General features: G+C 63.3%; 23 protein-coding genes. 11 read left to right on the plus strand and 12 right to left on the minus strand.

What is annotated here, in order from left to right:
• Nucleotides 1-492: 492 nt before the first annotated feature.
• From ACFIQF_RS19960 to ACFIQF_RS19990, 7 genes are all read right to left on the minus strand, one after another.
• Nucleotides 493-906 (minus strand): PaaI family thioesterase, encoded by a 414-nt coding sequence (locus tag ACFIQF_RS19960; protein WP_393945393.1) that lies wholly within the window; start codon nt 904-906, stop codon nt 493-495.
• 56 nt (nt 907-962) lie between these two features.
• On the minus strand, nt 963-2,126 hold the full coding sequence (locus tag ACFIQF_RS19965) for a thiolase (RefSeq protein WP_393945394.1): 1,164 nt from the start codon (nt 2,124-2,126) through the stop codon (nt 963-965).
• Entirely contained in the window at nt 2,123-2,554 is a 432-nt protein-coding gene (locus ACFIQF_RS19970; RefSeq protein ID WP_393945395.1) for a Zn-ribbon domain-containing OB-fold protein, read from the minus strand. Before ACFIQF_RS19970 ends, ACFIQF_RS19965 begins: the two co-directional genes overlap by 4 nt.
• The gene (locus ACFIQF_RS19975; protein WP_393945396.1) at nt 2,547-3,548 is read right to left on the minus strand and encodes a tripartite tricarboxylate transporter substrate binding protein; all 1,002 of its coding nucleotides are present in this window, start codon (nt 3,546-3,548) and stop codon (nt 2,547-2,549) included. Before ACFIQF_RS19975 ends, ACFIQF_RS19970 begins: the two co-directional genes overlap by 8 nt.
• Nucleotides 3,549-3,759: 211 nt before the next feature.
• Entirely contained in the window at nt 3,760-4,668 is a 909-nt protein-coding gene (locus ACFIQF_RS19980; RefSeq protein ID WP_393945397.1) for a LysR family transcriptional regulator, read from the minus strand.
• An 82-nt stretch (nt 4,669-4,750) separates the two neighbouring features.
• Nucleotides 4,751-5,182: a hypothetical protein gene (locus ACFIQF_RS19985; protein ID WP_393945398.1), complete on the minus strand. Its 432-nt coding sequence runs from the start codon at nt 5,180-5,182 to the stop codon at nt 4,751-4,753.
• Between the two features lie 167 nt (nt 5,183-5,349).
• Nucleotides 5,350-6,360 (minus strand): AraC family transcriptional regulator, encoded by a 1,011-nt coding sequence (locus ACFIQF_RS19990; RefSeq protein ID WP_393945399.1) that lies wholly within the window; start codon nt 6,358-6,360, stop codon nt 5,350-5,352.
• 149 nt (nt 6,361-6,509) lie between these two features.
• Here ACFIQF_RS19990 and ACFIQF_RS19995 point away from each other — a divergent pair, with 149 nt between their 5' ends.
• The 7 genes from ACFIQF_RS19995 to ACFIQF_RS20025 all read left to right on the plus strand — a co-directional run bounded on the left by ACFIQF_RS19995 (nt 6,510) and on the right by ACFIQF_RS20025 (nt 13,144).
• Complete coding sequence (locus ACFIQF_RS19995) at nt 6,510-8,069, plus strand: long-chain-fatty-acid--CoA ligase (RefSeq protein ID WP_393945400.1); 1,560 nt, start codon at nt 6,510-6,512, stop codon at nt 8,067-8,069.
• Between the two features lie 44 nt (nt 8,070-8,113).
• Nucleotides 8,114-9,298, plus strand: a complete 1,185-nt coding sequence (locus ACFIQF_RS20000) for a lipid-transfer protein (protein ID WP_393945401.1) — start codon at nt 8,114-8,116, stop codon at nt 9,296-9,298.
• Nucleotides 9,299-9,300: 2 nt separating this feature from the next.
• Nucleotides 9,301-9,741, plus strand: coding sequence for a MaoC family dehydratase N-terminal domain-containing protein (locus ACFIQF_RS20005; protein WP_393945402.1), 441 nt, complete (start codon nt 9,301-9,303; stop codon nt 9,739-9,741).
• Between the two features lie 11 nt (nt 9,742-9,752).
• Nucleotides 9,753-10,196, plus strand: coding sequence for a MaoC family dehydratase (locus tag ACFIQF_RS20010; RefSeq protein ID WP_393945403.1), 444 nt, complete (start codon nt 9,753-9,755; stop codon nt 10,194-10,196).
• A gap of 12 nt (nt 10,197-10,208) precedes the next feature.
• Nucleotides 10,209-11,045 carry an SDR family NAD(P)-dependent oxidoreductase gene (locus tag ACFIQF_RS20015; RefSeq protein ID WP_393945404.1) on the plus strand — a complete coding sequence of 279 codons (837 nt, stop codon included), beginning with the start codon at nt 10,209-10,211 and terminating at the stop codon, nt 11,043-11,045.
• Nucleotides 11,046-11,056: 11 nt separating this feature from the next.
• A complete protein-coding gene (locus tag ACFIQF_RS20020) occupies nt 11,057-12,211 on the plus strand; it encodes an acyl-CoA dehydrogenase family protein (RefSeq protein ID WP_393945405.1) in 1,155 nt (384 codons plus the stop codon).
• 168 nt (nt 12,212-12,379) lie between these two features.
• On the plus strand, nt 12,380-13,144 hold the full coding sequence (locus tag ACFIQF_RS20025) for a YoaK family protein (RefSeq protein WP_393945469.1): 765 nt from the start codon (nt 12,380-12,382) through the stop codon (nt 13,142-13,144).
• Between the two features lie 32 nt (nt 13,145-13,176).
• Here ACFIQF_RS20025 and ACFIQF_RS20030 read toward each other — a convergent pair whose 3' ends face one another.
• The gene (locus ACFIQF_RS20030; RefSeq protein ID WP_393945406.1) at nt 13,177-13,896 is read right to left on the minus strand and encodes a nitroreductase; all 720 of its coding nucleotides are present in this window, start codon (nt 13,894-13,896) and stop codon (nt 13,177-13,179) included.
• Nucleotides 13,897-14,000: 104 nt separating this feature from the next.
• Here ACFIQF_RS20030 and ACFIQF_RS20035 point away from each other — a divergent pair, with 104 nt between their 5' ends.
• Both ACFIQF_RS20035 and ACFIQF_RS20040 read left to right on the plus strand, forming a co-directional pair.
• Nucleotides 14,001-14,918 (plus strand): LysR substrate-binding domain-containing protein, encoded by a 918-nt coding sequence (locus ACFIQF_RS20035; protein WP_393945407.1) that lies wholly within the window; start codon nt 14,001-14,003, stop codon nt 14,916-14,918.
• Nucleotides 14,919-15,009: 91 nt separating this feature from the next.
• Nucleotides 15,010-16,074 (plus strand): DMT family transporter, encoded by a 1,065-nt coding sequence (locus ACFIQF_RS20040; RefSeq protein WP_393945408.1) that lies wholly within the window; start codon nt 15,010-15,012, stop codon nt 16,072-16,074.
• A 142-nt stretch (nt 16,075-16,216) separates the two neighbouring features.
• Here ACFIQF_RS20040 and ppsA read toward each other — a convergent pair whose 3' ends face one another.
• Nucleotides 16,217-18,610, minus strand: coding sequence for a phosphoenolpyruvate synthase (gene ppsA / locus ACFIQF_RS20045; protein WP_393945409.1), 2,394 nt, complete (start codon nt 18,608-18,610; stop codon nt 16,217-16,219).
• A 289-nt stretch (nt 18,611-18,899) separates the two neighbouring features.
• Here ppsA and ppsR point away from each other — a divergent pair, with 289 nt between their 5' ends.
• The gene (gene ppsR / locus ACFIQF_RS20050) at nt 18,900-19,712 is read left to right on the plus strand and encodes a posphoenolpyruvate synthetase regulatory kinase/phosphorylase PpsR (protein WP_393945410.1); all 813 of its coding nucleotides are present in this window, start codon (nt 18,900-18,902) and stop codon (nt 19,710-19,712) included.
• A 208-nt stretch (nt 19,713-19,920) separates the two neighbouring features.
• A complete protein-coding gene (locus tag ACFIQF_RS20055; RefSeq protein ID WP_393945411.1) occupies nt 19,921-20,379 on the plus strand; it encodes a hypothetical protein in 459 nt (152 codons plus the stop codon).
• A gap of 17 nt (nt 20,380-20,396) precedes the next feature.
• On the opposite strand, the gene ACFIQF_RS20060 is transcribed toward ACFIQF_RS20055, so the two are convergent.
• Genes ACFIQF_RS20060 through ACFIQF_RS20070 form a run of 3 tightly spaced genes read right to left on the minus strand, consistent with a single transcriptional unit; the run spans nt 20,397 to nt 23,321 of the window.
• Nucleotides 20,397-21,260 (minus strand): heme ABC transporter ATP-binding protein, encoded by an 864-nt coding sequence (locus ACFIQF_RS20060; RefSeq protein WP_393945412.1) that lies wholly within the window; start codon nt 21,258-21,260, stop codon nt 20,397-20,399.
• A 13-nt stretch (nt 21,261-21,273) separates the two neighbouring features.
• A complete protein-coding gene (locus tag ACFIQF_RS20065; RefSeq protein ID WP_393945413.1) occupies nt 21,274-22,431 on the minus strand; it encodes a FecCD family ABC transporter permease in 1,158 nt (385 codons plus the stop codon).
• Nucleotides 22,428-23,321, minus strand: a complete 894-nt coding sequence (locus tag ACFIQF_RS20070) for a heme/hemin ABC transporter substrate-binding protein (protein ID WP_393945470.1) — start codon at nt 23,319-23,321, stop codon at nt 22,428-22,430. Before ACFIQF_RS20070 ends, ACFIQF_RS20065 begins: the two co-directional genes overlap by 4 nt.
• Nucleotides 23,322-23,351 lie beyond the last annotated feature (30 nt).

Here is a 23,351-nt window from a genome sequence, read left to right on the forward strand (position 1 = left end):
TGGCTGTTGGCTGTTGGCTGTTGGCTGTTGGCTGTTGGCTGTTGGCTGTTGGCTGTTGGCTGTTGGCTGTTGGCTGTCCAGGATGTTCTCCCACCCCTTTCAGCCAGCGCCTGCGGACGCAGCAAACGCCGGCGGTTTGGCTGCCGCAGAGCAGCCAAACTTCGTGCTCTGACTTGCGTCATCTGTTTGAATGGAGCGCCTTGGCGCGCAATGAGTTATGACGCACGCCGGCGTTTGCTGTGGCCGCAGGTTGCCCCGATTGCCCCGCTACGCGGGGCAATCGGGGACGCTGGCTGCAGGGCACGTTTTTTCCCCTAGCTTTTTGCCGTGCAGCAAAAAGCTAGGTCGCCCGCCGGGGCGAATTCCCGGCATCTGCGCGAAGCGCAGAGGTCCCAACAAAGGACGCAGACGCTTACCGCGACACGTCCGCAACAAATCCAAGCCATGCGACGCCTACCAGAATGAGGCTCGCTCAGACAACAGAGACGAGCCTCAACCCACCGGCACCAAAATACTACTCGCCCGCGCCAGCAACCTGTCCCCCACCGTCAACCGGCATTCGGCAAAACACATGCGCCGGCCTTTGCGGTTGATCTGCACGTTCGCCTCTACCCAGTCGCCCAGCTGCGCTGATGCCATGTAGTCAATGCTCAGATTCGCCGTCACCACCGAGCTACCCAAAGCCTTGGCGACGTTGTAGCCCAAAGCGTTGTCGATCAAGGTTGCCACAAAGCCGCCGTGGCCCACGCCGTGCAGGTTGAGATGGCGCTCCAGCACCCGCAATGCCACCGTGGCGCTGCCATCAGCCTGCTCGCGCCTGTACAGCGGGCCCATCAGCTGCATGAAGTTGCTGGGCGATTGGTGTTCGGTGAACCCTTCAGGAACGGTGTCGGCAGTGGTGCTCATGGTTGCGGGGAAAGCGATGATCGGATGACAAACCCGGCATCCTACCCCCGCCCAGCTCACAAGGCTGACGCCAAAATGGCTGTGGCCTGGCTCGACAACACGCCACCGTTGCCATGCACCAACGCCACTTCTGCCCCGCGCACCTGGCGCGCCTGGCCTTCGGCACGCAGCTGCGCCACGGCCTCGATGATCAGGAAAATGCTGTACATGCCCGGGTGGCCGCAGGACAGGCCGCCGCCATTGGTGTTCATCGGAAAATCGCCACCAGGCGCAATGCGGCCGCCTTCGACAAAAGCGCCGCCCTCGCCTTTGCGGCAAAAGCCCAGGTCTTCCAAGAACAGAATGGGGTTGATGGTGAAGGCGTCGTACAGCTCCACCACGTCGATATCGGCCGGCCTGAGGCCCGCCTGCGCAAAGGCTTTGCGGCCGGATTCCTGCGCGGGCGTGACGGTCAGGTCTTCCATGCACGAAATCTGCCGGTGCCAATGCGCAAAGCCGCTGCCCAGCACATAGATCGGCTGACCGTGCAAGGCTTTGGCGCGCTCGGCAGACGTCACAACCAAGGCGCCAGCGCCATCGGTCACCAGGCAACAATCCAGCGCCGTGAGCGGGTCGGAGATCATTTTGGCGTTGAGCACATCGTCCACGCTCAGCGGCTTTTGGGAGAACGCGTCCGGGTTGAGCTGCGCCCACTGGCGGGCCGCCACGGCCACCTCGGCCAGTTGCCTGCGCGTGGTGCCGAATTCGTACATGTGGCGCGCTGCGGCCAGCGAGTAGCTCGACACCGGGTTGAAGGCCTTGTACGGATGCTCATACGGCTGCGGGTCCAGCTCGGCCCGCATCTGGTTGGTGCGCGAGCTGCTGGGCGCACTGCGCGGCGTGCTGCCGTAGCAGATGAGCACGTTCTCGCACTCACCGGCATCGATCGCCATCTGCGCAATCTTCAAATCGGCGATGAAGGCCGAGCCGCCAAACATGGTGCTGTCCGAAAAGCGCGGGCGGATGCCCAGGTATTCGGCCATTCGCATCACCCACCAAGGCGAGGTCAGGCTGGAAGTGATGATGCCGTCGATATCGGCCTTCTTCAGCCCGCTGCGCTCTATGGCCAGGCAGGCGGCCTGGGCGATGATCTCTTGCTCGGTCGCGCCACCGGCATGGCCCATGCCAGCCAGCCCGGTGCCCAGAATGGCGATAGAGCCTCGGGATGCTGCTGCGCTCATAGAGTCTCCTGGCTGGCAAAAAAGACCAGCAACGGCGCGCCGTCAACTGCGTCTATGCGCGCAGTCACGCGCATGCCAATACGCACCTCGTCCACCGGCATGTCCACCACCCTGCTCATGAGGCGCGGGCCTTCGTCCAAATCCACCAATACCACGGTGTAATCAGCGCCCTCGCGGGCTCGCACAATGGTCAGCGAATAGACGATGCCCTGGCCCGAAGGCGCCGTCCAATCCAACGCCTGGGAGCCGCAGTACGGGCAGCACAGGCGCGGAAAAAAGTGGAACTTGCGGCAATCGCGGCAACGCGGAATTTCAAAACGGCCCTGCGCCAAAGCGTCGAAATAGCGCTTGTCGCAAGCCTCGGCGCTTGCGGATTGCCCGTCCGCCCTTGGCGTTGGCACTGGCACGTGCTTGACTGCATCAATCATCGGTCTTCACCCCTGTTTCCTGCACCACACGGCGCCACTTTGCCACCTCGTCCGCCACGAACTGGCGCGTCTGTGTCACATCCATCACACCCAAAGGCTCGCTGTACTGCAGGCGCAGGCGCTCCACCATCTCGGGCGAATTCATGATGCGGTTGACCTCTTGGTTCAGCATGGCGACGATCGGCGCTGGCGTGCCCGCAGGCGCATACAGCCCGAGCCAGGTGTAGACGTCAAAGCCTTTGAAGCCCGCCTCCTGCATGGTCGGCAGCTCGGGGAAAAGCTTGCTGCGCTCGGCCGCCATGGTGGCAATGGCGCGCAGGCGGCCACTGGTCAAAAAAGCCGAGACACTCATCGAATCCTGTACCGCCATCGGAATCTGGCCGGCCACGGCGTCGTTGGTGGCGGGCGCTGCGCCCTTGTAAGGCACATGCACAAAAGGCGAGCCAGTCACCTTGGCCAGCCATTCGCCACCCAAATGGGTGGAGCCCGCCGCACCGGCCGTGCCAAACGGAATGCTGTTCTGCGCCTTGGCCCAGGCCAGAAACTCCGGCAGATTCTTGGCCGGTACCTGCGGGTTCACCACGATGAGGTTAGGCGATTTGGCCAGCAGCGCCACCGGCTCCAGGCTTTGGAGCGGGTCGTAGCCCACCTTTTTCATCGCTGGTGCAATCACGTAGCCAGTGGCGGCCACCAGCAAGGTATAGCCATCGGCATGCTGCTTGGCCACGTATTCGGTGCCCACCTGACCGGCCACGCCTGCGCGGTTTTCGATGATGAAAGGCTGCTTCAGGTTTTGCTGCAGCTCCTTGGCAAGCGTGCGGCTGACGATATCGGTCATGCCACCGGGCGGAAAAGCCACCACGACCGTGACCGGCTTGCTCGGGTACGCAGCCGACTGCGCCCAAGTGGATGCCACTGGCGCCGCCGCCAGCGCGGCGCCCAGCACCCAACAACAATACCAGGAACGCAACAGTCCAAAACGATCAATAGCCATGGGAGTCTCCTACTTTATGGGGTTGACAAGGCAGCCCGTCGAGGGGCTGCCAAACCAGTGTAGGAAGCGCTACCAGCCCAGGCCATCCGAAAGATTCGAACGCGCCGTTTGAGAAATTGACACGCGAGGAACCGTTATGACTGGCGCGGCGGCCGAGTGTTTAAAGCCTGCTTGCAGAGCAGTGCAGCCATGGTTCAGCTGCAGGCAATGACTACGCTCGGGTAGCAGCCACCACCGGGTCGTCCAGCAGAAAATTCATGCACTCGGTGATAAAGCTGGGAAAGCGCGCATCCTCGCGCACCACCAGATGCAGCTTGCGCAAAGCCCAAGGCTCGTCGAGCTCAATCACCGCCAACTGCCGCGCCTGCTGCCGGTTGGCCAGCACGCTGCTCGGTACCAAAGCCACGCCCACACCAGCGGCCACCAAGGAGAGCACCGCCTCAAAGCCATGGGCCTGCAAGCGCGTGCGCACCTGTTTGCCATGTTTGGCGGCGGTATCGCGCAGAAACAAAAAGTTGCTGCTCGCGCTGTTCATGCTGACAAAATCAAAATCCAGCGCCGCCGCCAGCCGGATACGCTCCTGGCTGGCCAGCACATGGTCGCGTGGTGTCACGATCACCAAGCGGTCCACCGCATAAGGGTGCAGCGTGACGCCTTCCACATCGGTATCACCAGCGAAGATGCCGATGTCTGCCTCGCGTGCCAGCACGGCAGCGGGAATCGTCTCGCTTTGGCGCTCTTCCACATGGGCATCAATGCCGGGGTAAGCCACCAGAAAACGGCCCAGGGTTTGCGTCACAAAGCTGTTGAGCGAGCTGCTGTTGGCCACCAGGCGCACATGGCCCTTGATGCCAGAGACAAAGCGGCTCACATCGCCCTGCATGCGCGCAATGCCTTCAAACAGCTCGCGCACATGGGCCAGCACGGTCTCGCCGGCCGGCGTCAAATCCATGCCGCGCGGCGTGCGCTCGAACAAAGGCATGCCAAAGGCCTGCTCCAGATTCTTGAGCCGATAACTGGCGGCCGATGGCGTGATGAACACCGCCGCAGCGCCCGCCGTCAGGCTGCGCGCCTGGGCGATTTCCAGAAAAAGGCGAAGGTCGGTCAGTTCGTAACGCATGGTGGCCGCATGGTAGCTGTGCCCTTGCGTATTGCCAGCACGGCGGGGACATCAGCCATGCGCAGGCTGGCAGAGCTAGCCGCTAACCACCACTCGCCACCCGCTGCTGGTATTCGCCTTTGACCTCGTCCACCGAAGGGCTCACCTTGGCCCAGCCGTTGATCACCACCAGCGGACCGTTTTGCTCGCGCAGCTTGCGCAAGCGCTCGTTCTTGGCCAGTTGTTCGGAGCTTGGATTCTCAATCTCGGACAAATAGCGATGGAAGCGCTCCACCGGAATACCGTCCTGCTGCAGCGCATCGAACAAAGGCCCGGCGCAGGATGCGCGCTCACGCGGGCAATCGGGCGGGGTCAAGATCAGCACCTTTTGCGCGCTGACGCCTTCGGGCGGATTGATTTCGACAAAGCCGTAGATCGAGGTACCGACCGCTTGCAAGCGGTTCCGTTTTTTCTCCCATTGGGACACGCCCAAACCCAACAACAACACCGCAATGACAAGAATGATTCGGGACATGGTGCCTCTGCCGTTCCAAGGTTTCTGTCTGCGCCGCTCAAGCCAGCTTGTGCTGAGCGCCCATTGCGCAAAACTTGTTGACGCTATCACCGCAACGGTTGGTGCGCCTTGCGCCTCAGCAAACTTTGGCAACGGCTGCGCACCAGCGCTCTGCCAGCCCAACGGATTCAGCCGCGCTGAATGCTGCGATAAGCGCCTGGCGCGCTGCCCGTCCAGGTTTTGAAGGCACGCTGAAAAGCGGCGCGGTCGGTAAAGCCCAGCTCGTGGGCGAGTTGGTCGAGCGAAGCGTTTTTGCCGTCGAGCTGGGTGATGGCAATGTCTTTGCGCAGCTCGTCCTTGAGCACCTGGAAAGACACCCCTTCCAGCGCCAGATGGCGTTGCAGCGTGGGCACCGACAGCAGCAGCGCCGCAGCCGTGTCTTTGAGGTCGGGCCACTGCGGGCGGGTGCGCAGCAAGTGGCGCCGCACTCTTTCACTCACCTTGCCTCGATAACGGATCGGCAAGATGGTATGGCCGTGCGCGTCGGCCAGAAAGGCGCGCAGTGCTGCATCGTCCCAGTGCACACGCTGGCTCAGCAGTGCAGCATCGAACCAGAACCCGCTGTGCGCGCAAGAGAAGCAGCACTCGGCGGGGAATATCTTGCCGTACTGGGCCACGTAGGCCGGTGCCGCAAACGCAAAATCAAAGCGCACCGGGTGCAAGCTGCCGCCGGCAAACCAGGCCAGCAAACGCCAGAACACGCGCACCATCATTTCGTGCAAAAACGCTGGCTGCGCCAAGGCAGGGTTGAGCACGCGCAGGCGCAAGGTGGCCAGGTCGTTGTGGCGGTGCAGCTCCAGCGCCAGGTCGTCTTGCAGCAGGCCAAAGGCGTTGGCAACACGTTTGATCGCCTGCTCCAGCGTGGCAGCACCTTGCGCAGCGCGCACGATAAGCGCGTAGCTGCCGTTTTTCAGCGGGCGCGACAGAAAGCCCAGCGCCTCATCCGCACGGCTGTCCACCAGTTGGCGAAACAGCGCCACGTATTGCTCGCCCGAGACCTGAGCACCCTGCTGCGCCAGCAATTGCTCAGCAATACCCGCGTGCTGCAGTGCTGCTTCGACCGGCTCCTGGCGCGCCACTATGCCTGCCACCATGCCGTGCACAAAAACAATGGAAACGCTGGTCGGCTCGTGCTTCATGAGACCCGATTATGGGCCAGCGGCGCTGAGGCTTTCTGCCATGAAATCGATGTGATCTGCCATTGCGACGCGCCGGGGCCACTTCTATTATTTGCTCGTTCGTACAGCGCCAAGCACTTGGCCAACCAGCAAAAGTTGAGGAGACCGACATGTACCTGACCCAGTCGCTGCACCGCGCCATCCAGCAAAATCCGCAAGGCATTGTCTCGCGCTATGCCGGCCGGCATCAGACCTTTGAAGGCTTTGGCGAGCGCGTTGCGCGCCTGGCCGGCGCGCTGCAACAACTGGGTTTGCAAGAAGGCGACCGGGTGGCCATGCTGGCGCTGAACTCCGACATGTATCTGGAATACATGATGGGCGTGCCCTGGGCGGGCGCTGTGCTCAACCCCTGCAACACCCGCTGGACGGCCGCCGAGATTCAGTACGCGCTGGACGATTCGGACTCCAGCTTTCTGATCGTGGACGAGCACTTCGTCGCCATGGCGCAAAAGCTGCGCACATCGGCCGCCAGCATCCGCGAAGTCATTTACTGCGGCAGCGGCGAGCTGCCCGAAGGCATGCTCAGCTACGAGGCCTTGCTGCGCAAGGCTGCGCCGGTGGCCGACGCAGGCAGGCGCAATGAAGACCTGGCAGGCATCTTCTACACCGGTGGCACCACCGGTTTCCCCAAGGGCGTCATGCTCAGCCACAGCAACCTGGTGTCATCGGGCTTTGGCCTCAAGGGCGATGGTTTCTCGCGCCCTGGCGCCACTTACCTGCACACCGCCCCCATGTTCCACCTGGCCGATTTTGGCGTGGCCATGCCGCATTGGCTCGAAGGCAACTGCCACAGCGTGGTGCCCGCGTTTGCGCCAGAGCTGGTGCTCGACACCATCGAGCGCGATCGCGTCACCCATGCCTTGCTGGTGCCCACCATGATTCAGATGCTGGCCGACCACCCGAGCATTCAAAAGCAGCGCGATCTCAGCAGTCTGGAGACCATTATCTACGGCGCCTCGCCCATCGCCGAAGCGGTGCTGGAGCGCGCCATGAATGCCCTGCCCGGTGTGCAGTTTGCCCAGGCCTACGGCATGACCGAGCTCTCACCCGTGGCCACCGCGCTCAAGCCCGAGTTCCATTCTGTCGAGGCGCGCCAGCGCGGCCTGCTGCGCTCGGCCGGGCGCGCAACGGCAGGCACCGAGGTGAAGATTGCCGACGCCGAAGACCAGGAGCTGCCACGCGGCAAGGTGGGCGAGATCATTGTGCGCGGGCCCAACGTCATGCTCGGTTACTGGAACCAGCCCGAGCAGACGGCCCAGGCCATCCGCAATGGCTGGATGCATACCGGCGACAGCGGCTACATGGACGCTGATGGCTTTGTCTTTATCGTCGACCGCCTGAAAGACATGATCATCACCGGCGGCGAGAACGTCTACTCCACCGAAGTCGAAAACGCCCTGGCCAAACACCCCGATGTGCAGGCCTGTGCGGTGATTGGCGTACCCAGCGAGCAATGGGGCGAATCGGTGCACGCCGTGGTGGTACTCAAACCCGGCGCGGAGCCGAACGCCGAGGCGCTGTACGAGCACTGCAAAACCTTGATCGCCAATTACAAGTGCCCGCGCAGCGTGGACTTCCGCGAGACGCTGCCGCTCTCAGGCGCGGGCAAGGTGCTCAAGGCCGATCTGCGCAAACCGTTCTGGCAGCAGCAAGAGCGCAAAGTGGGCTGAGCACGCAGCCGCCCACCTTCCCTATTTCCAACAGGAGACCCAGCATGAGCAAAAGCGTTGTCGTGGCCGGCGTCGGCATGATCCCCTTCACCAAACCCGGAGCCAGCGAGCCCTATCCGCAGATGGCGGCACGCGCCATCCGCGCCGCGCTGCAAGACGCGGGCGTTGGCTACGACCAGGTGCAACAAGCCTACGCAGGCTATGTGTATGGTGACTCCACCGCCGGCCAGCGCGGCCTGTACGAGGTGGGCATGAGCGGCATCCCCGTCATCAACGTCAACAACAACTGCTCCACTGGCTCTACCGCGCTGTACCTGGCGCGCCAGGCGGTGGAAAGCGGTGCAGTCGATTGCGCCCTGGCCTTTGGCTTTGAGCAGATGACGCCCGGCGCACTGGGCACGGTGTTTGAAGACCGGCCCAGCCCCTTCGAGCGCTTTGACGCCATCACCGACGAACTGGTCGATGCGCCCGGCGTGCCTTTTGCGCTGCGCTACTTTGGCGGCGCCGGCCTGGCCCATATGCAGCAGTACGGCACCAAGCTGGAGACCTTTGCCAAGATCCGCGCCAAGGCCAGCCGCCACGCCAGCAACAACCCCTTGGCGCTCTTCTCCAAAGTGGTCACCGAAGAAGAAGTGATGTCCGCGCCCATGATCTGGCCCGGCGTGATGACCCGGCTCATGGCCTGCCCGCCCACCTGTGGCGCTGCAGCAGCGCTGCTGGTGTCCGAAGCATTTGCCAAGCGCCACGGCCTGGACGCCGGCGTGCGCATCCGCGCCCAGGCCATGACCACCGATACGCCCACCAGCTTTGAGGCCCGCGACATGCGCGAGGTGGTCGGCTTCTCTATGACGCGCCAGGCCGCCCACCAGGTGTACGAGGCGGCCGGCATTGGCCCGCAAGACATCCAGGTGGTAGAGCTGCACGACTGCTTTGCCCACAACGAGCTGATCACCTACGAAGGCCTGGGCCTGTGCCCGGAAGGCGGCGCGGAAAAATTTATCGAAGACGGCGACAACACCTATGGCGGCAAGTACGTCACCAACCCCTCGGGCGGCCTGCTCTCCAAAGGCCATCCGCTGGGCGCCACGGGTTTGGCGCAGTGCACCGAGCTGGTCGAGCAGTTGCGCGGCCGCGCTGCAGCGCGCCAGGTAGAGGGTGCACGCCTGGCGCTGCAGCACAACCTGGGCCTGGGCGGCGCCTGCGTGGTCACGCTGTACGAAAAGGTCTGACCATGATCGACATGCAATGGATAGGCCACGAGTTCCGCAGCTCCGAAATGGCCATTGAGCGTGGCCGCCTGCGCTTTTTCGCCAAAGCCGTTGGCGAGACCAACCCGGTCTATACCGACGTGGAAGCCGCACGCGCTGCCGGCTACAGCGATCTGCCCGCGCCGCCAACATTCTTGTTTGCTGCAGAGCTTGATTCGGGCGCCATGTTCGAGCGCCTCGATGCCATGGCCATTCCGCTGGGCAAGCTGCTCCATGGCGAGCAAGGCTTTGAGTACTTTGCGCCCGTGGTAGCTGGCGACACCGTCACCGTGCGCACCCGCGTGGCCGATATCTACGTCAAGAAAAACGGCGCGTTGGAGTTTGTCGAAATGCTGGCCCGGGTCAGCAACCAGCGCGGCGAGCATGTTGCCAGTCTGCGCTCGCTGACCGTGGTGCGCCACTGAAAGGGAAAGCCATGAGCCAGACGATTCAAACGCTCAGCTACCAGGCCATTCAGGTGGGCGACGCTCTGCCCCCGCTGCGCTTGCCACCGGTGCAGCGCCAAACGCTGGCGCTCTTTGCCGGTGCATCGGGTGACCACAACCCCATCCATATCGACATCGACTTCGCGCGCCAGGCAGGCATGCCCGATGTGTTTGCCCACGGCATGCTGGGCATGGCCTGGCTGGGCCGCCTGCTGACGGCCTGGGCGCCACAGGCGCAGCTGCGCAAATTTGATGCGCGCTTTCAAGGCATCACCCATCTGGGCAATGCCATGGAGTGCAGCGGCGAAGTGCTGGAAAAGCTGGAGGTGAACGGCGAGCGCTGCGTGCGCCTGGCCGTGCACAGCCGCAACCAGTTCGGACAAACCAAGATCGCGGGCGAAGCGCTGGTGGCGCTGCCCTCAGACCAGCCATAACGAGGTAAACCCATGACGACAAATCGCAAACTGGAAGGCAAAGTAGCTCTGGTCACCGGATCGGGGCGCGGCATTGGCCGCGCCATTGCCCTGAAACTGGCCAGCGAAGGCGCGCAGCTGGTGGTCAACGACCTGGACGAAGCACCGGCGCTGGAAACCGTGCAAGCCATCACCGCCGCTGGCGGCAAGGCCGTGGCCTGCGTGGGCAGCGTCACCGCGCCCGATTTTGCCGAGCGCTTTGTGGGCACCGCCACTGAGGCTTTTCAAGGCATTGACATCATCGTCAACAACGCCGGCTACACCTGGGACAGCGTGATCCAGAAGATGACAGACGAGCAGTGGTACGCCATTCTCGATTGCCACCTGACCGCGCCTTTCCGCATTCTGCGTGCGGCGCAACCCGTCATCCGCGCGCTGAGCAAAGCCGAGGCCGAAGCCGGCCAACGCCGCGTGCGCAAGGTGGTCAACATCTCGTCGGTGGCCGGGCTGTTCGGCAACGCCGGCCAAAGCAATTACTCGGCCGCCAAAGCCGGCATTGTGGGCATGACGCAAACCCTGGCCAAGGAATGGGGCCGCATGAACGTCACCGTCAACTGCGTGGCCTATGGGTTGATCTCGACCCGCCTCACCTCGGCAGCAGCGGGCGAAGCCAGCGCGCAAATCGAAGGGCGCGACATCAAGCTCGGCGTCAACCCCGATCTCTTGCAAGCGATGGAGCGCACCATTCCGCTGGGCCGGGCCGGCACGCCCGAAGAAGCGGCCAACGCCGTCTACCTGCTGTGCATTCCCGAATCCGATTACGTCAGCGGCCAAACGCTGCTGTGCTCGGGCGGCCTCACCGGCATTTGAGGAGATTGCACATGCTGCCCAACTTGCTACGCCATCCGTGGATGGATGAAGACATTGAAGCCTTTCGCGAGCAGGTACGCCGCTACATCGAGGGCGAGCTGGCACCGCAGCTCGACGGCTGGCGCCGCCAAGGCTACATCCCACAAAAGGTCTGGGCCCAGTTTGCCGAAATGGGCTATTTGCTGCCCGAGATGCCGGAAGTATTTGGCGGTGCAGGCGCCAACCTCGCCTACCAGCTGGTAGTGCAAGACGAGCTGACCAAGGCCGAAATCCCCGCCATCACCGCTGTGCACAGCATTGCCACGCACTACATCCTGGACTACGGCACGCCCGAGCAAAAACAGCGCTGGCTGCCCAAACTGGTGAGCGGGGAAATGATCGCCGGCATCGCCATGTCCGAGCCCGGCTGCGGCTCCGACCTGCAGGCCATCAGCACCAAGGCCCGCCTGGAAGGCGATCACTATGTGATCAACGGCGCCAAAACCTTCATCACCAACGGCTATGTGGCGGGCCTCATCGTGCTGGCGTCTCGCACCGGTGACAAAGGCAGCCGCGGCATCTCGCTCATCGTGCTGGAAACCGAGAATCTGCCAGGCTACAGCGTCAGCAAGCGCCTGGAGAAACTGGGCCAGCACGCCTCGGACACCGCCGAGTTGGCCTTTGACAACGTGCGTGTGCCCGCCCACCATTTGCTGGGCGGCGAGGCTGGCCACGGCTTCAAACAGCTGATGAGCCAACTGCCCTACGAGCGCATGCTGATTGCCGTGCCGGCTGTTGCCGCCATCGAGCGCGCCGTGGCCCTGACGGTGGAATACACGCAGCAGCGCAAAGCCTTTGGCCAGGCACTGTACGAGCTGCAGAACACGCGCTTCAAGCTGGCCGAATGCGCCACCACGGCCCATATAGCCCGCAGCTTCGTCAACGACTGCATCCAGCGCCTGCTCAACGGCGAACTCGACGACAGCGCCGCCTACATGGCCAAATGGTGGTGCACCGAGCAGCAATGCAAGGTGATCGACGAATGCCTGCAGCTGTTTGGCGGCTACGGCTACGTCACCGAATACCCGATTGCCCGCATGTACGCCGACGCCCGCGTACAGCGCATCTACGGCGGCGCCAACGAAATCATGAAAGAGCTGGTGGCCAGAAAGCTGGGCCAGGCTTGATGCGCTGAGGCTCCACCGCCTCTCGCGGCATGGCAAGCAAAGGCATGGACAGCCAGGCGCTGTACATGCCTTTTTTGTGTGCCTTGAGATGCCGGAACCCGGCCCTTAATGCGCTGCTGGGGCACTGTTGGGCCCCGGCTTGCGCTCTATGCCGATAATCAAGCCATGTTGCCTCTATCGCATCTCTACCATTTGGCGGGGCGGGACCGGAATGCTTCGATCAACCGGCGCCTGGGCTACGCCTTGGCCTTTGTGGCGGGGGCGGCCAATGCGGGCGGCTTTTTGGCGGTGCACCAGTACACATCGCACATGACAGGCATGGTAGCCAGCATGTCCGACGGCATTGTGCTGGGCCTGTACGACCTGACGCTCAGCGCCTTTGGCGCGCTGTTGTTTTTTGTGGCCGGTGCGGCGGTGTGCTCGGTGCTGGTGAACCTGGCTCGGCGCTACCAGCTGCAAAGCGAATATGCGCTGACCCTGTTGCTGGAGGCCGCGCTGCTGATGGTGTTTGGCCTGCTGGGCTCGCAGCTGAGCCTGTTGCCCGGCCTGCTGGTGCCGGTCACGGTAATGGTGCTGGCCTTCACCATGGGCTTGCAAAACGCCTTGATCACCAAAGTCTCCAAATCCGACATCCGCACCACGCACGTTACCGGCGTGGTGACCGACATCGGCATCGAGCTGGGCCGCCTGCTCTACTGGAACAGCCGCCTCTCACCCGCCGACACCAGCGCCCGACCGCATTGGTCCAAACTGCGCATGCTGAGCCTCTTGCTGCTGGGCTTTTTTATCGGCGGCCTGGCGGGGGCTTACGGCTTCAAACACCTGGGCTACCGCTTCACCCTGGTGCTGGCAGCCGGCCTGGTGTCGCTGGTGATCGTGCCGCTGAGCCAGGATATCTGGGGCTGGTGGCAGCGGCGGCGCGAGCAGGCTTAACACGCTCCGATGCCTGCCTTACCGAACGCTGGCTAGCCGTGAAAAACCACCGACTCCTCCAAACCCACCCGCCCCACGCGCAGCTGGTTGACGGCAGCGGCCGGGTCGGCATAGCCGAATGAGATAGCGAAAAGCAGGCGGCTGGATTCGGCAATGCCCAGCACGCGGCGCACCGTGGGCGCAAACATGGCCACCGAGGTTTGTGCTGCGCCAGCCAAGCCATGCGCCGTGAGCGAGAGCAAGAAGGTTTGGCCATACATGCCCAGATCGCCGGCCACGCGCACGTTGTCGCCAACTACCGGCATAAAGAGCAGCGCCACATGCGGCGCGCCAAAAAAGTCGAAATTGCGCAGCGCTTCTTCGCCGCGGCGCTGGCGCTCGTCGCGGCCCATGCCGAGCAGATCGTAGTGGGCCTTGCCGCTGGCCTGGCAGCGCTCGCCAAAACGGCCGCTAAAGCTGGCTTTGTCAAAAGAGAAATCGGGCGCAGCCTCGCCTTGCAGGGCGGCTGCACGCAAGGCAGCAGCCAGCTCAGCGCGCTTGGCGCCCGACACCACGTGCACTTGCCAGGGCTGGGTGTTGCAGTTGGAAGGCGCCTGCTGCGCATCTAGCAACACCGCCTCGATCTGCGCCTGCGTCAAAGGCTGGGGCAAAAACTGGCGCGTGGCGTGGCGCTGGCGCACCAGTTGCTCAAACCAGTCGGCTTGCATGGGCGCGGTGCGGAGAGCATCCGAAGGCGAAGAAAAATCAGGCATGAGAAATCCCGTAAAAGCATCAAGGCCTGGAGCATAAAAACAATTAACAGTTCAATAAATAGCCTAGTATTTGCTGATTTCACAACTACCAGTTTCCAATCCAAATGCTTGACCGGTTCCGCTCCATGGAGGTGTTTGTGGCGGCTGTCGATGCGGGCTCGTTTGCCGCCGCCGCTGCGCAACTAGGCATGACGCCACAGATGGTGGCGCGCTATGTACAAGCGCTGGAAGAGCGCCTGCAAGCCACCTTGCTCCAGCGCACCACGCGCCGCCAAAGCCTGACCGAGCTGGGCAGCCAGTACTACCAGCGCTGCGTGCAATTGCTGCGCGACGCCGAGGCCGCCGACGCCTTGGCGCAAGAGGCGCAGAGCGAGCCCAGCGGCCAGTTGCGCATCAGTGCGCCCTACCAATGGGGCTCGCAATCCCTGGCCGATTTTGCGGCCGGTTTCCTGCAGCGCTACCCGCAGGTGAGCCTGGATTTGCGCCTGTCCGACCAGGTGGTCGATCTGCTGGGCGAAGGTATTGAGCTTGCTTTCCGCATTGGTGCCGAGCAGTTGAACGACAGCAGCAGCCTGGTCAGTCGCCCGCTGCGGCCTTTTCAGATGGTGGCCTGCGCTGCGCCCGCCTACCTGGCGCGGGCCGCGGCCCCGCAACTGCCTGCCGACTTGGCACAGCACCCTTGCATCGGCTTCGTATTCTGGAACCGCCAGCTCTTCAACGAATGGACTTTCAGCCGCGCCGGCCACAGCACGGCGGTACGTGTGAACTGCCCTTTCCAGGCCAACAGCGGCTACGCCCAGTTGCGCGCTGCGCTGCAAGGTACTGGCATCCTCTTGGCCTCTACCGATCTGGTGCAGGCCGATCTCGACGCTGGCCGCCTGCAGCGCGTGCTGCCCGATTGGCAAGGCCCGTCTCGGCCCATGCACCTCATCTACGCAGCCGATCGCCAACGCACGGCCAAGCTGCGGCGCTTTGTGGACGAGGCACTGCAGGCGTTTGGTCCTCTGCCCGCCGAGCGCTGATCGACAGGACGCAGCCAACTGCGCCCCAAACGACAGCCGCCGGTCCGCCCCTGTTTCTGCCATTGGATTGCCCTTGTGGTTCACTAGCACCATGTCTTTGCGCAACGCCAGCCCCGCCCTCGCCGCCGCCCTGCTCTTTGGCGCCAGCACTCCGTTTGCCAAGCTGTTGGTGGGCGATGTGCCACCGCTTTTGCTCGCCGGCCTTTTGTACCTGGGCAGCGGCCTGGGCTTGTCTTTGTTGCTGCTATTGCGCCGCCTGCAGGCAGGCTCATCGGCTGAAAAACAGGCTCTGCAGATACCGCGCGCCGAGTGGCCGTGGCTGCTGGGCGCAGTTGCCTTTGGCGGCCTGCTCGGCCCGGCGTTTTTGATGCTGGGACTCACCCAGACCAGTGGGGCCACGGCCTCGTTGTTGCTCAACCTGGAAGGCGTGTTTACCGCCGTCATGGCCTGGCTGGTGTTCCGAGAGAACGCCGACCGGCAGATTGTGCTGGGCATGGTGGTGATCGTGCTGGGCGGGCTGCTGCTGGCCTGGGCACCGGACGCTGGTGGCTTCTCCTTGTCTGCCGGCGCGCTGCTGATTGTGGCCGCCTGTTTGTGCTGGGCAGTCGACAACAACCTCACCCGCAAGGTGTCGACCAACGACGCCATGCTGGTAGCCGCCATCAAAGGCCTGCTGGCCGGTATCAGCAACACGGCTTTCGCCCTGCTGAGCGGCGCACATTGGCCTGCTGCAGCCAGCATCGGCGGCAGCATGGCCGTCGGCTTTTTGGGCTACGGTCTGAGCCTGACCTTGTTTGTGGTGGCATTGCGCACCCTGGGCACGGCTCGCACGGGCGCGTATTTCTCCATTGCACCGCTGTTTGGCGTCATCATCTCGCTGGCCATTTGGCCCAGCATGCCCGGCCCCTTGTTCTGGCTGGCCGCCGCGCTGATGGCTCTTGGCATTTGGCTGCACCTGCGCGAGCGCCATGCGCATGAACACACGCACGAACCCTTGGCTCACAACCACCGCCATGTGCACGACGAGCACCACCAACACAGCCACGACTTTGCCTGGGACGGCACCGAGCCACACAGCCACCCGCACGCTCACACCGCGCTGACCCACAGCCACCCGCACTATCCGGATATTCACCATCGGCACCAGCATTCTTGAGTGCTGTATGCGTTTTTGGCGACGCAAGCTGTAAGACGCGGCAAACAGTCGAAATCAGGATTGCGAGCCCCCTCCATCTCGCATGAAAAACAAAAAAGCCAGTCAGAAACCTGACTGGCTTTTTGCTGAACAGCTGATCCGCTTACTTGGCGGCCAGACGCTGCCAGGTGTCGATCACGCTGTCCGGGTTGAGCGAGATCGAGGCAATGCCTTGATCAGCCAGCCACTGGGCGAAGTCTGGGTGGTCCGAAGGGCCTTGGCCGCAGATGCCGACGTACTTGTTCTGCGCCAGGCAAGCCTGGATGGCACGTTCGAGCATCTTCTTGACGGCGGGGTCGCGCTCGTCAAAATCGGCAGCCAGCAGCTCCAGGCCGGAGTCGCGATCCAGACCCAGGGTGAGCTGAGTCAGGTCGTTCGAGCCGATCGAGAAGCCGTCGAAGTACTCCAGGAACTCGTCGGCCAGGATGGCGTTCGAAGGCACTTCGCACATCATGATGACTTGCAGGCCGTTGTCACCACGCTTCAAGCCGTTGGCGGCCAGCAGCTCGGTCACGCGCTTGGCCTGGTCCAGCGTACGCACGAAGGGGATCATGACCTTCACATTGGTCAGGCCCATTTCGTTGCGCACGCGCTTCAAGGCTTCGCATTCCATCTTGAAGGCTTCACCGAAGTCTTCCGAGATGTAGCGCGCAGCGCCACGGAAGCCCAGCATCGGGTTCTCTTCATCGGGCTCGTAGCGGCTGCCGCCGATCAGCTTGCGGTATTCGTTCGACTTGAAGTCGGACATGCGCACGATGACGGGCTTGGGGTAGAAAGCCGCCGCAATCGTGGCCACGCCTTCAGCGATCTTGTCCACGTAGAAAGCGCGGGGCGATGCGTGGCCACGGGCCACCGATTCCACGGCCTTCTTCAGATCAGCGTCCACAGCGGGGTAGTCCAGGATGGCCTTGGGGTGCACGCCGATGTTGTTGTTGATGATGAACTCCAGACGGGCCAGACCCACGCCTTCGTTGGGCAGCTGGGCAAAATCAAAAGCCAGCTGGGGGTTGCCCACGTTCATCATGATCTTGGTCTGGATCGCAGGCATTTCACCGCGCTTGACTTCGGTGACTTCGGTCTCCAGCAGGCCGTCGTAGATCTTGCCGGTATCGCCTTCGGCGCAGGACACGGTCACCAGGGTGCCGTCCTTCAGCAGTTCGGTGGCGTCGCCGCAGCCCACCACAGCGGGAATACCCAGCTCGCGCGCAATGATGGCGGCGTGGCAGGTGCGGCCACCACGGTTGGTGACGATGGCCGAGGCCTTCTTCATCACCGGCTCCCAGTTGGGATCGGTCATGTCAGTCACCAGCACGTCACCGGCTTGCACCTGGTCCATTTCGCTGATGTTGTGCACCAGGCGCACGGGGCCGGTACCGATCTTCTGGCCAATGGCGCGGCCTTCGGCCAGCACGGTGCCGGTGCCCTTGAGCTTGTAGCGCTGCTCGGCCTGGCCCTTGGATTGGCTCTTCACCGTCTCTGGCCGGGCTTGCAGAATGTAGAGCTTGCCGTCGGTGCCATCCTTGCCCCATTCAATGTCCATCGGGCGGCCGTAGTGCTTTTCGATCACCATGGCGTATTGCCCCAGCTCTTGCACTTCGGCGTCGGTCAGCGAGTAGCGGTTGCGCAGCTCGGGCGTAACGTCCACCGTCTTGACCAGCTTGCCGGCGGCGGCCTTTTCTTCGGGCGTGGCAAACACCATCTGGATCAGCTTGCTGCCCAGGTTGCGGCGAATCAGCGCGTTCTTGCCCGCTTGCAGCATGGGCTTGTGCACGTAGAACTCGTCGGGGTTGACGGCGCCTTGCACCACGGTTTCGCCCAGGCCGTAGCTGGAGGTGATGAACACCACCTGGTCAAAGCCCGATTCGGTGTCGATGGTGAACATCACACCGGCAGCGCCCTTGTCCGAGCGCACCATGCGTTGCACGCCGGCCGACAGAGCCACCACGTCGTGCTCAAAACCCTTGTGCACGCGGTAGGAGATGGCGCGGTCGTTGTAGAGCGACGCAAACACTTCCTTCATCTTGTGCAGCACGTCTTCGATGCCGACCACGTTCAGGAAGGTTTCTTGCTGGCCCGCGAACGATGCGTCGGGCAGGTCTTCTGCGGTGGCAGACGAGCGCACGGCAAACGATGCCTCGGCATTGCCGCCTTGCAGCGTAATGAAAGCTTCGCGGATAGCCGTTTCCAGATCCGCCGGGAAAGGCTGGTTCTCCACCATGGCACGGATCTCGGCACCCACTTGGGCCAAGGCGCGCACATCGTCCACATCCAGCGCCGCCAGTTTGGCGCTGATCTTGCCAGCCAGGTCTTCGTAGGCCAGGAACTCGCGGAAAGCGTGGGCCGTGGTGGCAAAGCCGGTAGGCACGCGCACGCCTTGCGGCAGCTGCGAGATCATTTCGCCGAGCGAGGCGTTCTTGCCGCCTACGACCTCGACGTCGGTCATTCTCAGGTTCTCAAACGGTACGACCAGGGCGGTCGCGCTGTAGAGGTTGGACATGGTAAAGCTCCGGAAGTTAAAAACGGGTCCAGGCGCCCAGCGCGGCTATTTCCGCACTGGCACGCGCACAGGCACTCCTTCCAAGCCAGTGTTGGCTCTGGAATACGGCTTTGGTTTTGTACTAATAGGCCGGAGTGCATGTGGAAAAAGGAATAATGGGCGACATTGTAGGCGCGCCGCTGCCGTTTTTGCTTGTGACTTGCTTAACCCCAAGGTCAGCACAGACAAATACCCGCACAAGCCGCTTTGGCAGCGCTCCTGATTTTGTTGCACCACTTGCAGGCACGATATGCACCAACGTACGATTTTCTTTATCTCTGATGGCACGGGCGTGACAGCCGAGACCTTTGGCCGCGCCATCATGAAGCAGTTCGACATCAGCACCCGCGCCGTGCGCCTGCCCTTTGTCGACACCGTGGACAAGGCCCACCAGGCCGTGCGCCAGATCAACCACACGGCCGAGCAAGAGGGGAAAAAACCCATTGTTTTCACCACCTTGGTGGAACCTGACACGGTGGCCGTGGTGCACGACCACTGCAAAGGCCTGGTGCTGGACATGTTTGCCACCTTTGTGCAGCCGCTCGAAGACGAGCTGGGCGCCAAATCGCACCACCGCATTGGCCGCTTCACCGACATCAGCGAGAGCAAAGAGTATTTCGAGCGCATGGAGGCCATCAACTTCAGCCTCGCGCACGACGACGGCCAGACCAACCACGATCTGGCCGGTGCCGACGTCATTCTGGTGGGCGTGAGCCGCAGCGGCAAAACCCCGACCAGCCTCTACCTGGCCATGCAATTTGGCCTGAAAGTGGCCAACTACCCGCTGATCCCCGAAGATTTTGACCGCCAGCAACTGCCGCCTGCGCTGCTACCGTACAAGAAAAAGATCTTCGGCCTGACGATTGCGCCCGAGCGCCTGAGCCAGATCCGCAATGAACGCCGCCCGGATTCGAAATACGCCAGCCTCTTGAATTGCCGCAACGAAGTGGCCGAGGCCGAATCGATGATGCGCCGCGCCGGCATCCAATGGCTGTCGACCACGCACAAATCCATCGAAGAGATTGCGGCCGTGATCTTGCAGGAATTGAAAGAAGAACACTGATCGCCTGAGCCGTCAGCACAAACGCAGCGTCCAATGCGTTCTGGCCCCGCTTGCTCGGCCAGCCAGCCAGCCAGCGCATTTTGTGTCAGCACAGCAAACCCAGCTTTGTCTGACAGCGCTGCGGGCTGCGGCTGCTATAACTCTCTTATTGAATTCTCGGAAGGGCCAGCTTCCCCCGCTGTATCGGGCAGTTGGCCCCGCTTTTGCCATGCGATCACTCTTGCTTTTTCTCTCGCGCTGCGGCCTGGCCTCGCTGCTGGCTACTGCTTTTTCGCTGGCCCATGCCACCGAACCTGGCGCCTTCTCGGTCACCGAAACCAAATCCGCCATCGGCAACAAGCCCGCCAAACCGCCGCGCACCAAAGACCGCTGCATCGGCCCCGATCTGGTGGACAAAGACGGCTTTCTCTACCCCGACCTGATCCTCTCGCAACACTTCAGCCAGTGCCGCATCAAAGACAGCAAACTGGTGGGCAAAGAGCGCAAGGAATGGACGGTGACCTGCGGCAAGATGCTCACTGCCCAGGCCAACCAGGTCAACACCGGCCACAACTTCCACCTGCACATCGACGCCAAGCTGCTGGGCGGCGCCATGAAGCAAACCCTGGACTACGAAGCCACCTCGCTCAACCGCGCCTGCACGGCGGACGATACGCCGCTGGAGTAACAAGAAAACGGCGACACTCAACCCGCCGCAAACAAATACTGCTGCGTTCCATCTGGTGCCTGCGCGGCAAAGCACTGAACGCCCCAGACCTCGGCCATGCGTTGCGGGGTCAGCACCTCGGTAGCGGGGCCGTGTTGACAACCGCCGTGGTGCACCAGCAGCACATCGTCAGCGTAGCGCAAGGCCAGGTTCACGTCGTGCACGACGGTGATGACGCCAACGCCCTGCTCGCTCGCCCAGTTTTGCAGCAAAGCCATGCAGCGGTGCTGCCAGGCCAGGTCCATGGCGGCGGTGGGTTCGTCCAGCAGCAACCAACGGGCCTGGCCGCTGGCCGGCGCTTCCCAGATCTGCGCCAGCACCCGCGCCAAATGGGCACGCGCCCGCTCGCCGCCCGACAAGGTACGCACGCTGCGGCCAGCAAAAGCCTGCATGTCGGTGGCTGCCAAAGCGGCGGCGATGATGCCGGCTTCGTTCTGGCTGGGCGCCAAACGGTGCGCATAACGGCCCAGCTCCACAATCTCCTGCACGCTGAAGTCGAAGGCTACAGCGCCGTCCTGCATCATCATGGCGCGGCGCTGGGCCAGGGCTGCAGCGGACCAGGCAGGCAGAGGCTGGCCATCAAGCAGCACCTGGCCTGCATGCGGCCCCCATTGGCCGGTCAAGGTGGCCAGCAAACTGGATTTGCCAGCGCCGTTGGGGCCAACAATGGCGGTCAAGCGCCCGGGCGCGATGTGCGCCTGCAGTTGCACCAGCACATCGCCACCGGGCACACCCACCGCCAATTGCTCCAGTTGCCAACCGCTGTCGCGCAGCGTTTGGCGGGCCAATGCTTCAGCGGTGCTGCGCAGCGGCAAGCTAGATAGTTTGAATGCAGAAGCCATCAGCATCCCCTTCTCACAGTTGGCGCCGAAACTGGCGCAGCATGGCCAGAAACAGCGGAACGCCCACCAGTGCGGTGAGCACGCCCAGCGGCAGCTCGGCCGGCGCCACCACGGTGCGGGCAAATGCGTCGGCAAACACCACCATCGCCGCACCCAACAGGGCCGATGCAGGCAGCACCACGCGGTGGTCAGGCCCGGCAATCAAGCGCACCCAGTGCGGAGCTACCAGGCCGATAAAACCGATCATTCCGCAAGCGGCGGTGATGCAGCCCACTACCAGCGCGGCCAGCACCACGGCCCAGCGTTTGCTGCGCTCCACGGCCACACCCATCAAACTGGCTTGCGCTTCGCCCAGCGCAATGGCGTTGAGCGGCTGGGCCAAGCGCTGTGCCAGCCAAGCAGCCAGCAGCACGACGGCGCAGGCACTCAAAGCGACTGGCCAGCGTGTGCTGCCCAGGCTGCCCATCAGCCACAGTTGCAGGTTGCGCAGCTGTTCGTCGGTCGACAAAAAGCTCAGCAAGCCCAGGCCCGCCATGGCCAGCGCGTTGATGGCCACACCCGCCAGCAGCATGACGCCGATGCGCGTGCCGCCGCCCGTTTGCGCCAAGCCATAAATCAAGCCGGTGGTGACCAGGCCGCCGATAAATGCGGTCAGCATCAAAGGCCAGCTGCCCAGGCTGCGCGGCACGCCGGGGAACCACAGCGCACCCATCACCACCAGGGTCGCAGCGGCCAATGCTGCGCCGCTGCTCACACCGATCAAACCCGGGTCAGCCAGCGGATTGCGGAACAAACCTTGCATCAGCGCGCCCGCCAAACCCAGGCCGGCGCCAGCGGCCAAGCCCATCAGCAAACGCGGCAAGCGGATGGTGGCAAACACTTGCTGCTCGGTGCTGGGCGTAGCGCTGCCGCCTTGCCACCAGTGCATGAAAGCGCTCCAGGCGATGCCGGGCAGGCGCGCCGCGTCAATCGCAAACGCGCCCTGGCCGGCCGCAAAAACAAAGGCTGCCAAGGCCAGGCATGCCATCAAAACGATGACCTGGCGCTTGCGCAAGCGGAACACCGGCTTGCTCGCCGCAGGCCGGGCGGCGCGGGCGGTTGCAGGCGGAGCAGCCACCTGCACGCGCTCGGGCGCCGACGGCAGCGCATCTGCGCTCAACGCTTTGCTCATGCTTTGACAGCCTGCAAGCCCTGGTGCAGCGCTTGTATGGCTTGCGGCAAGCGCGGGCCAAAGCCCAGCAGTTGGCTGGCTTCCAAGGCGATCAAGGCTTTGTTGCGGAACGCTGGGGTCAGCGCCAGCTCGGGCCGCGCCCAGAACTTGGCCTCGCCGCCTACCGCGTCCAGCCCTTGCGTGGTGGTGACGATCACTTGCGGCGCAGCTTGCGCCATGGCTTCGGCGGTCAGCGGGCGATAGCCGTCAAAGCCTTGCATCACGTTGCTGGCGCCGCCCAGCTTCAGCAGCGCATGGGCGGCCGTGTTTTGCCCAGCCACTTGCGGCGAGCCGCTGTGCGACAGCACAAACAGCGCACGCGGCGAGCGGCCTGCAGCCACTGCTGTACGCACCTGCGCTTGCGTTGCATCCCACTGCGTTTGCAGGCTTTGCGCCAGTTGTGCGGCTTGCGCTTGCTGGCCTGTGGCCTGGCCTGCCAAGCGAATCTTGCGCAGCACCTCGTCCCAGCTGTGGTCCGACTGCACCAGCGCAATCGCCACGCCCGCTTGCGCAATCTGCTGCAGCACCACGGGCGGGCCGGCTTCGGTGGTGCCGATCACCGTATCGGGCTTGAGCGACAACACACCTTCGGCCGCCAGCTGCCGCACATAGCCCACCTTGGGCAGGCGGTTGGCCGCGTCGGGGAAGTTGCTGGTGGTGTCGCTGCCCACTAACAACGCCTCAGCGCCGAGTTGGTAGACGATCTCGGTCAGCGCCCCGCTCAGGCTGACCAGGCGCTGCGCGGCCGCTTGCGGCTGCACGCCCACAAACGCTTGCAGCACTGCTTTGGCGCCGCCATCAGCAGCGGCTTTGGGTGCTTGGGCGTGCAGCACGCCACTCCACGTTGCCATCCAGCCTGCGTTGGCAAGCAACCAGGCACG

It is taken from the genome of Comamonas trifloxystrobinivorans, from assembly GCF_043359985.1.
Lineage (GTDB): Bacteria > Pseudomonadota > Gammaproteobacteria > Burkholderiales > Burkholderiaceae_C > Comamonas > Comamonas trifloxystrobinivorans.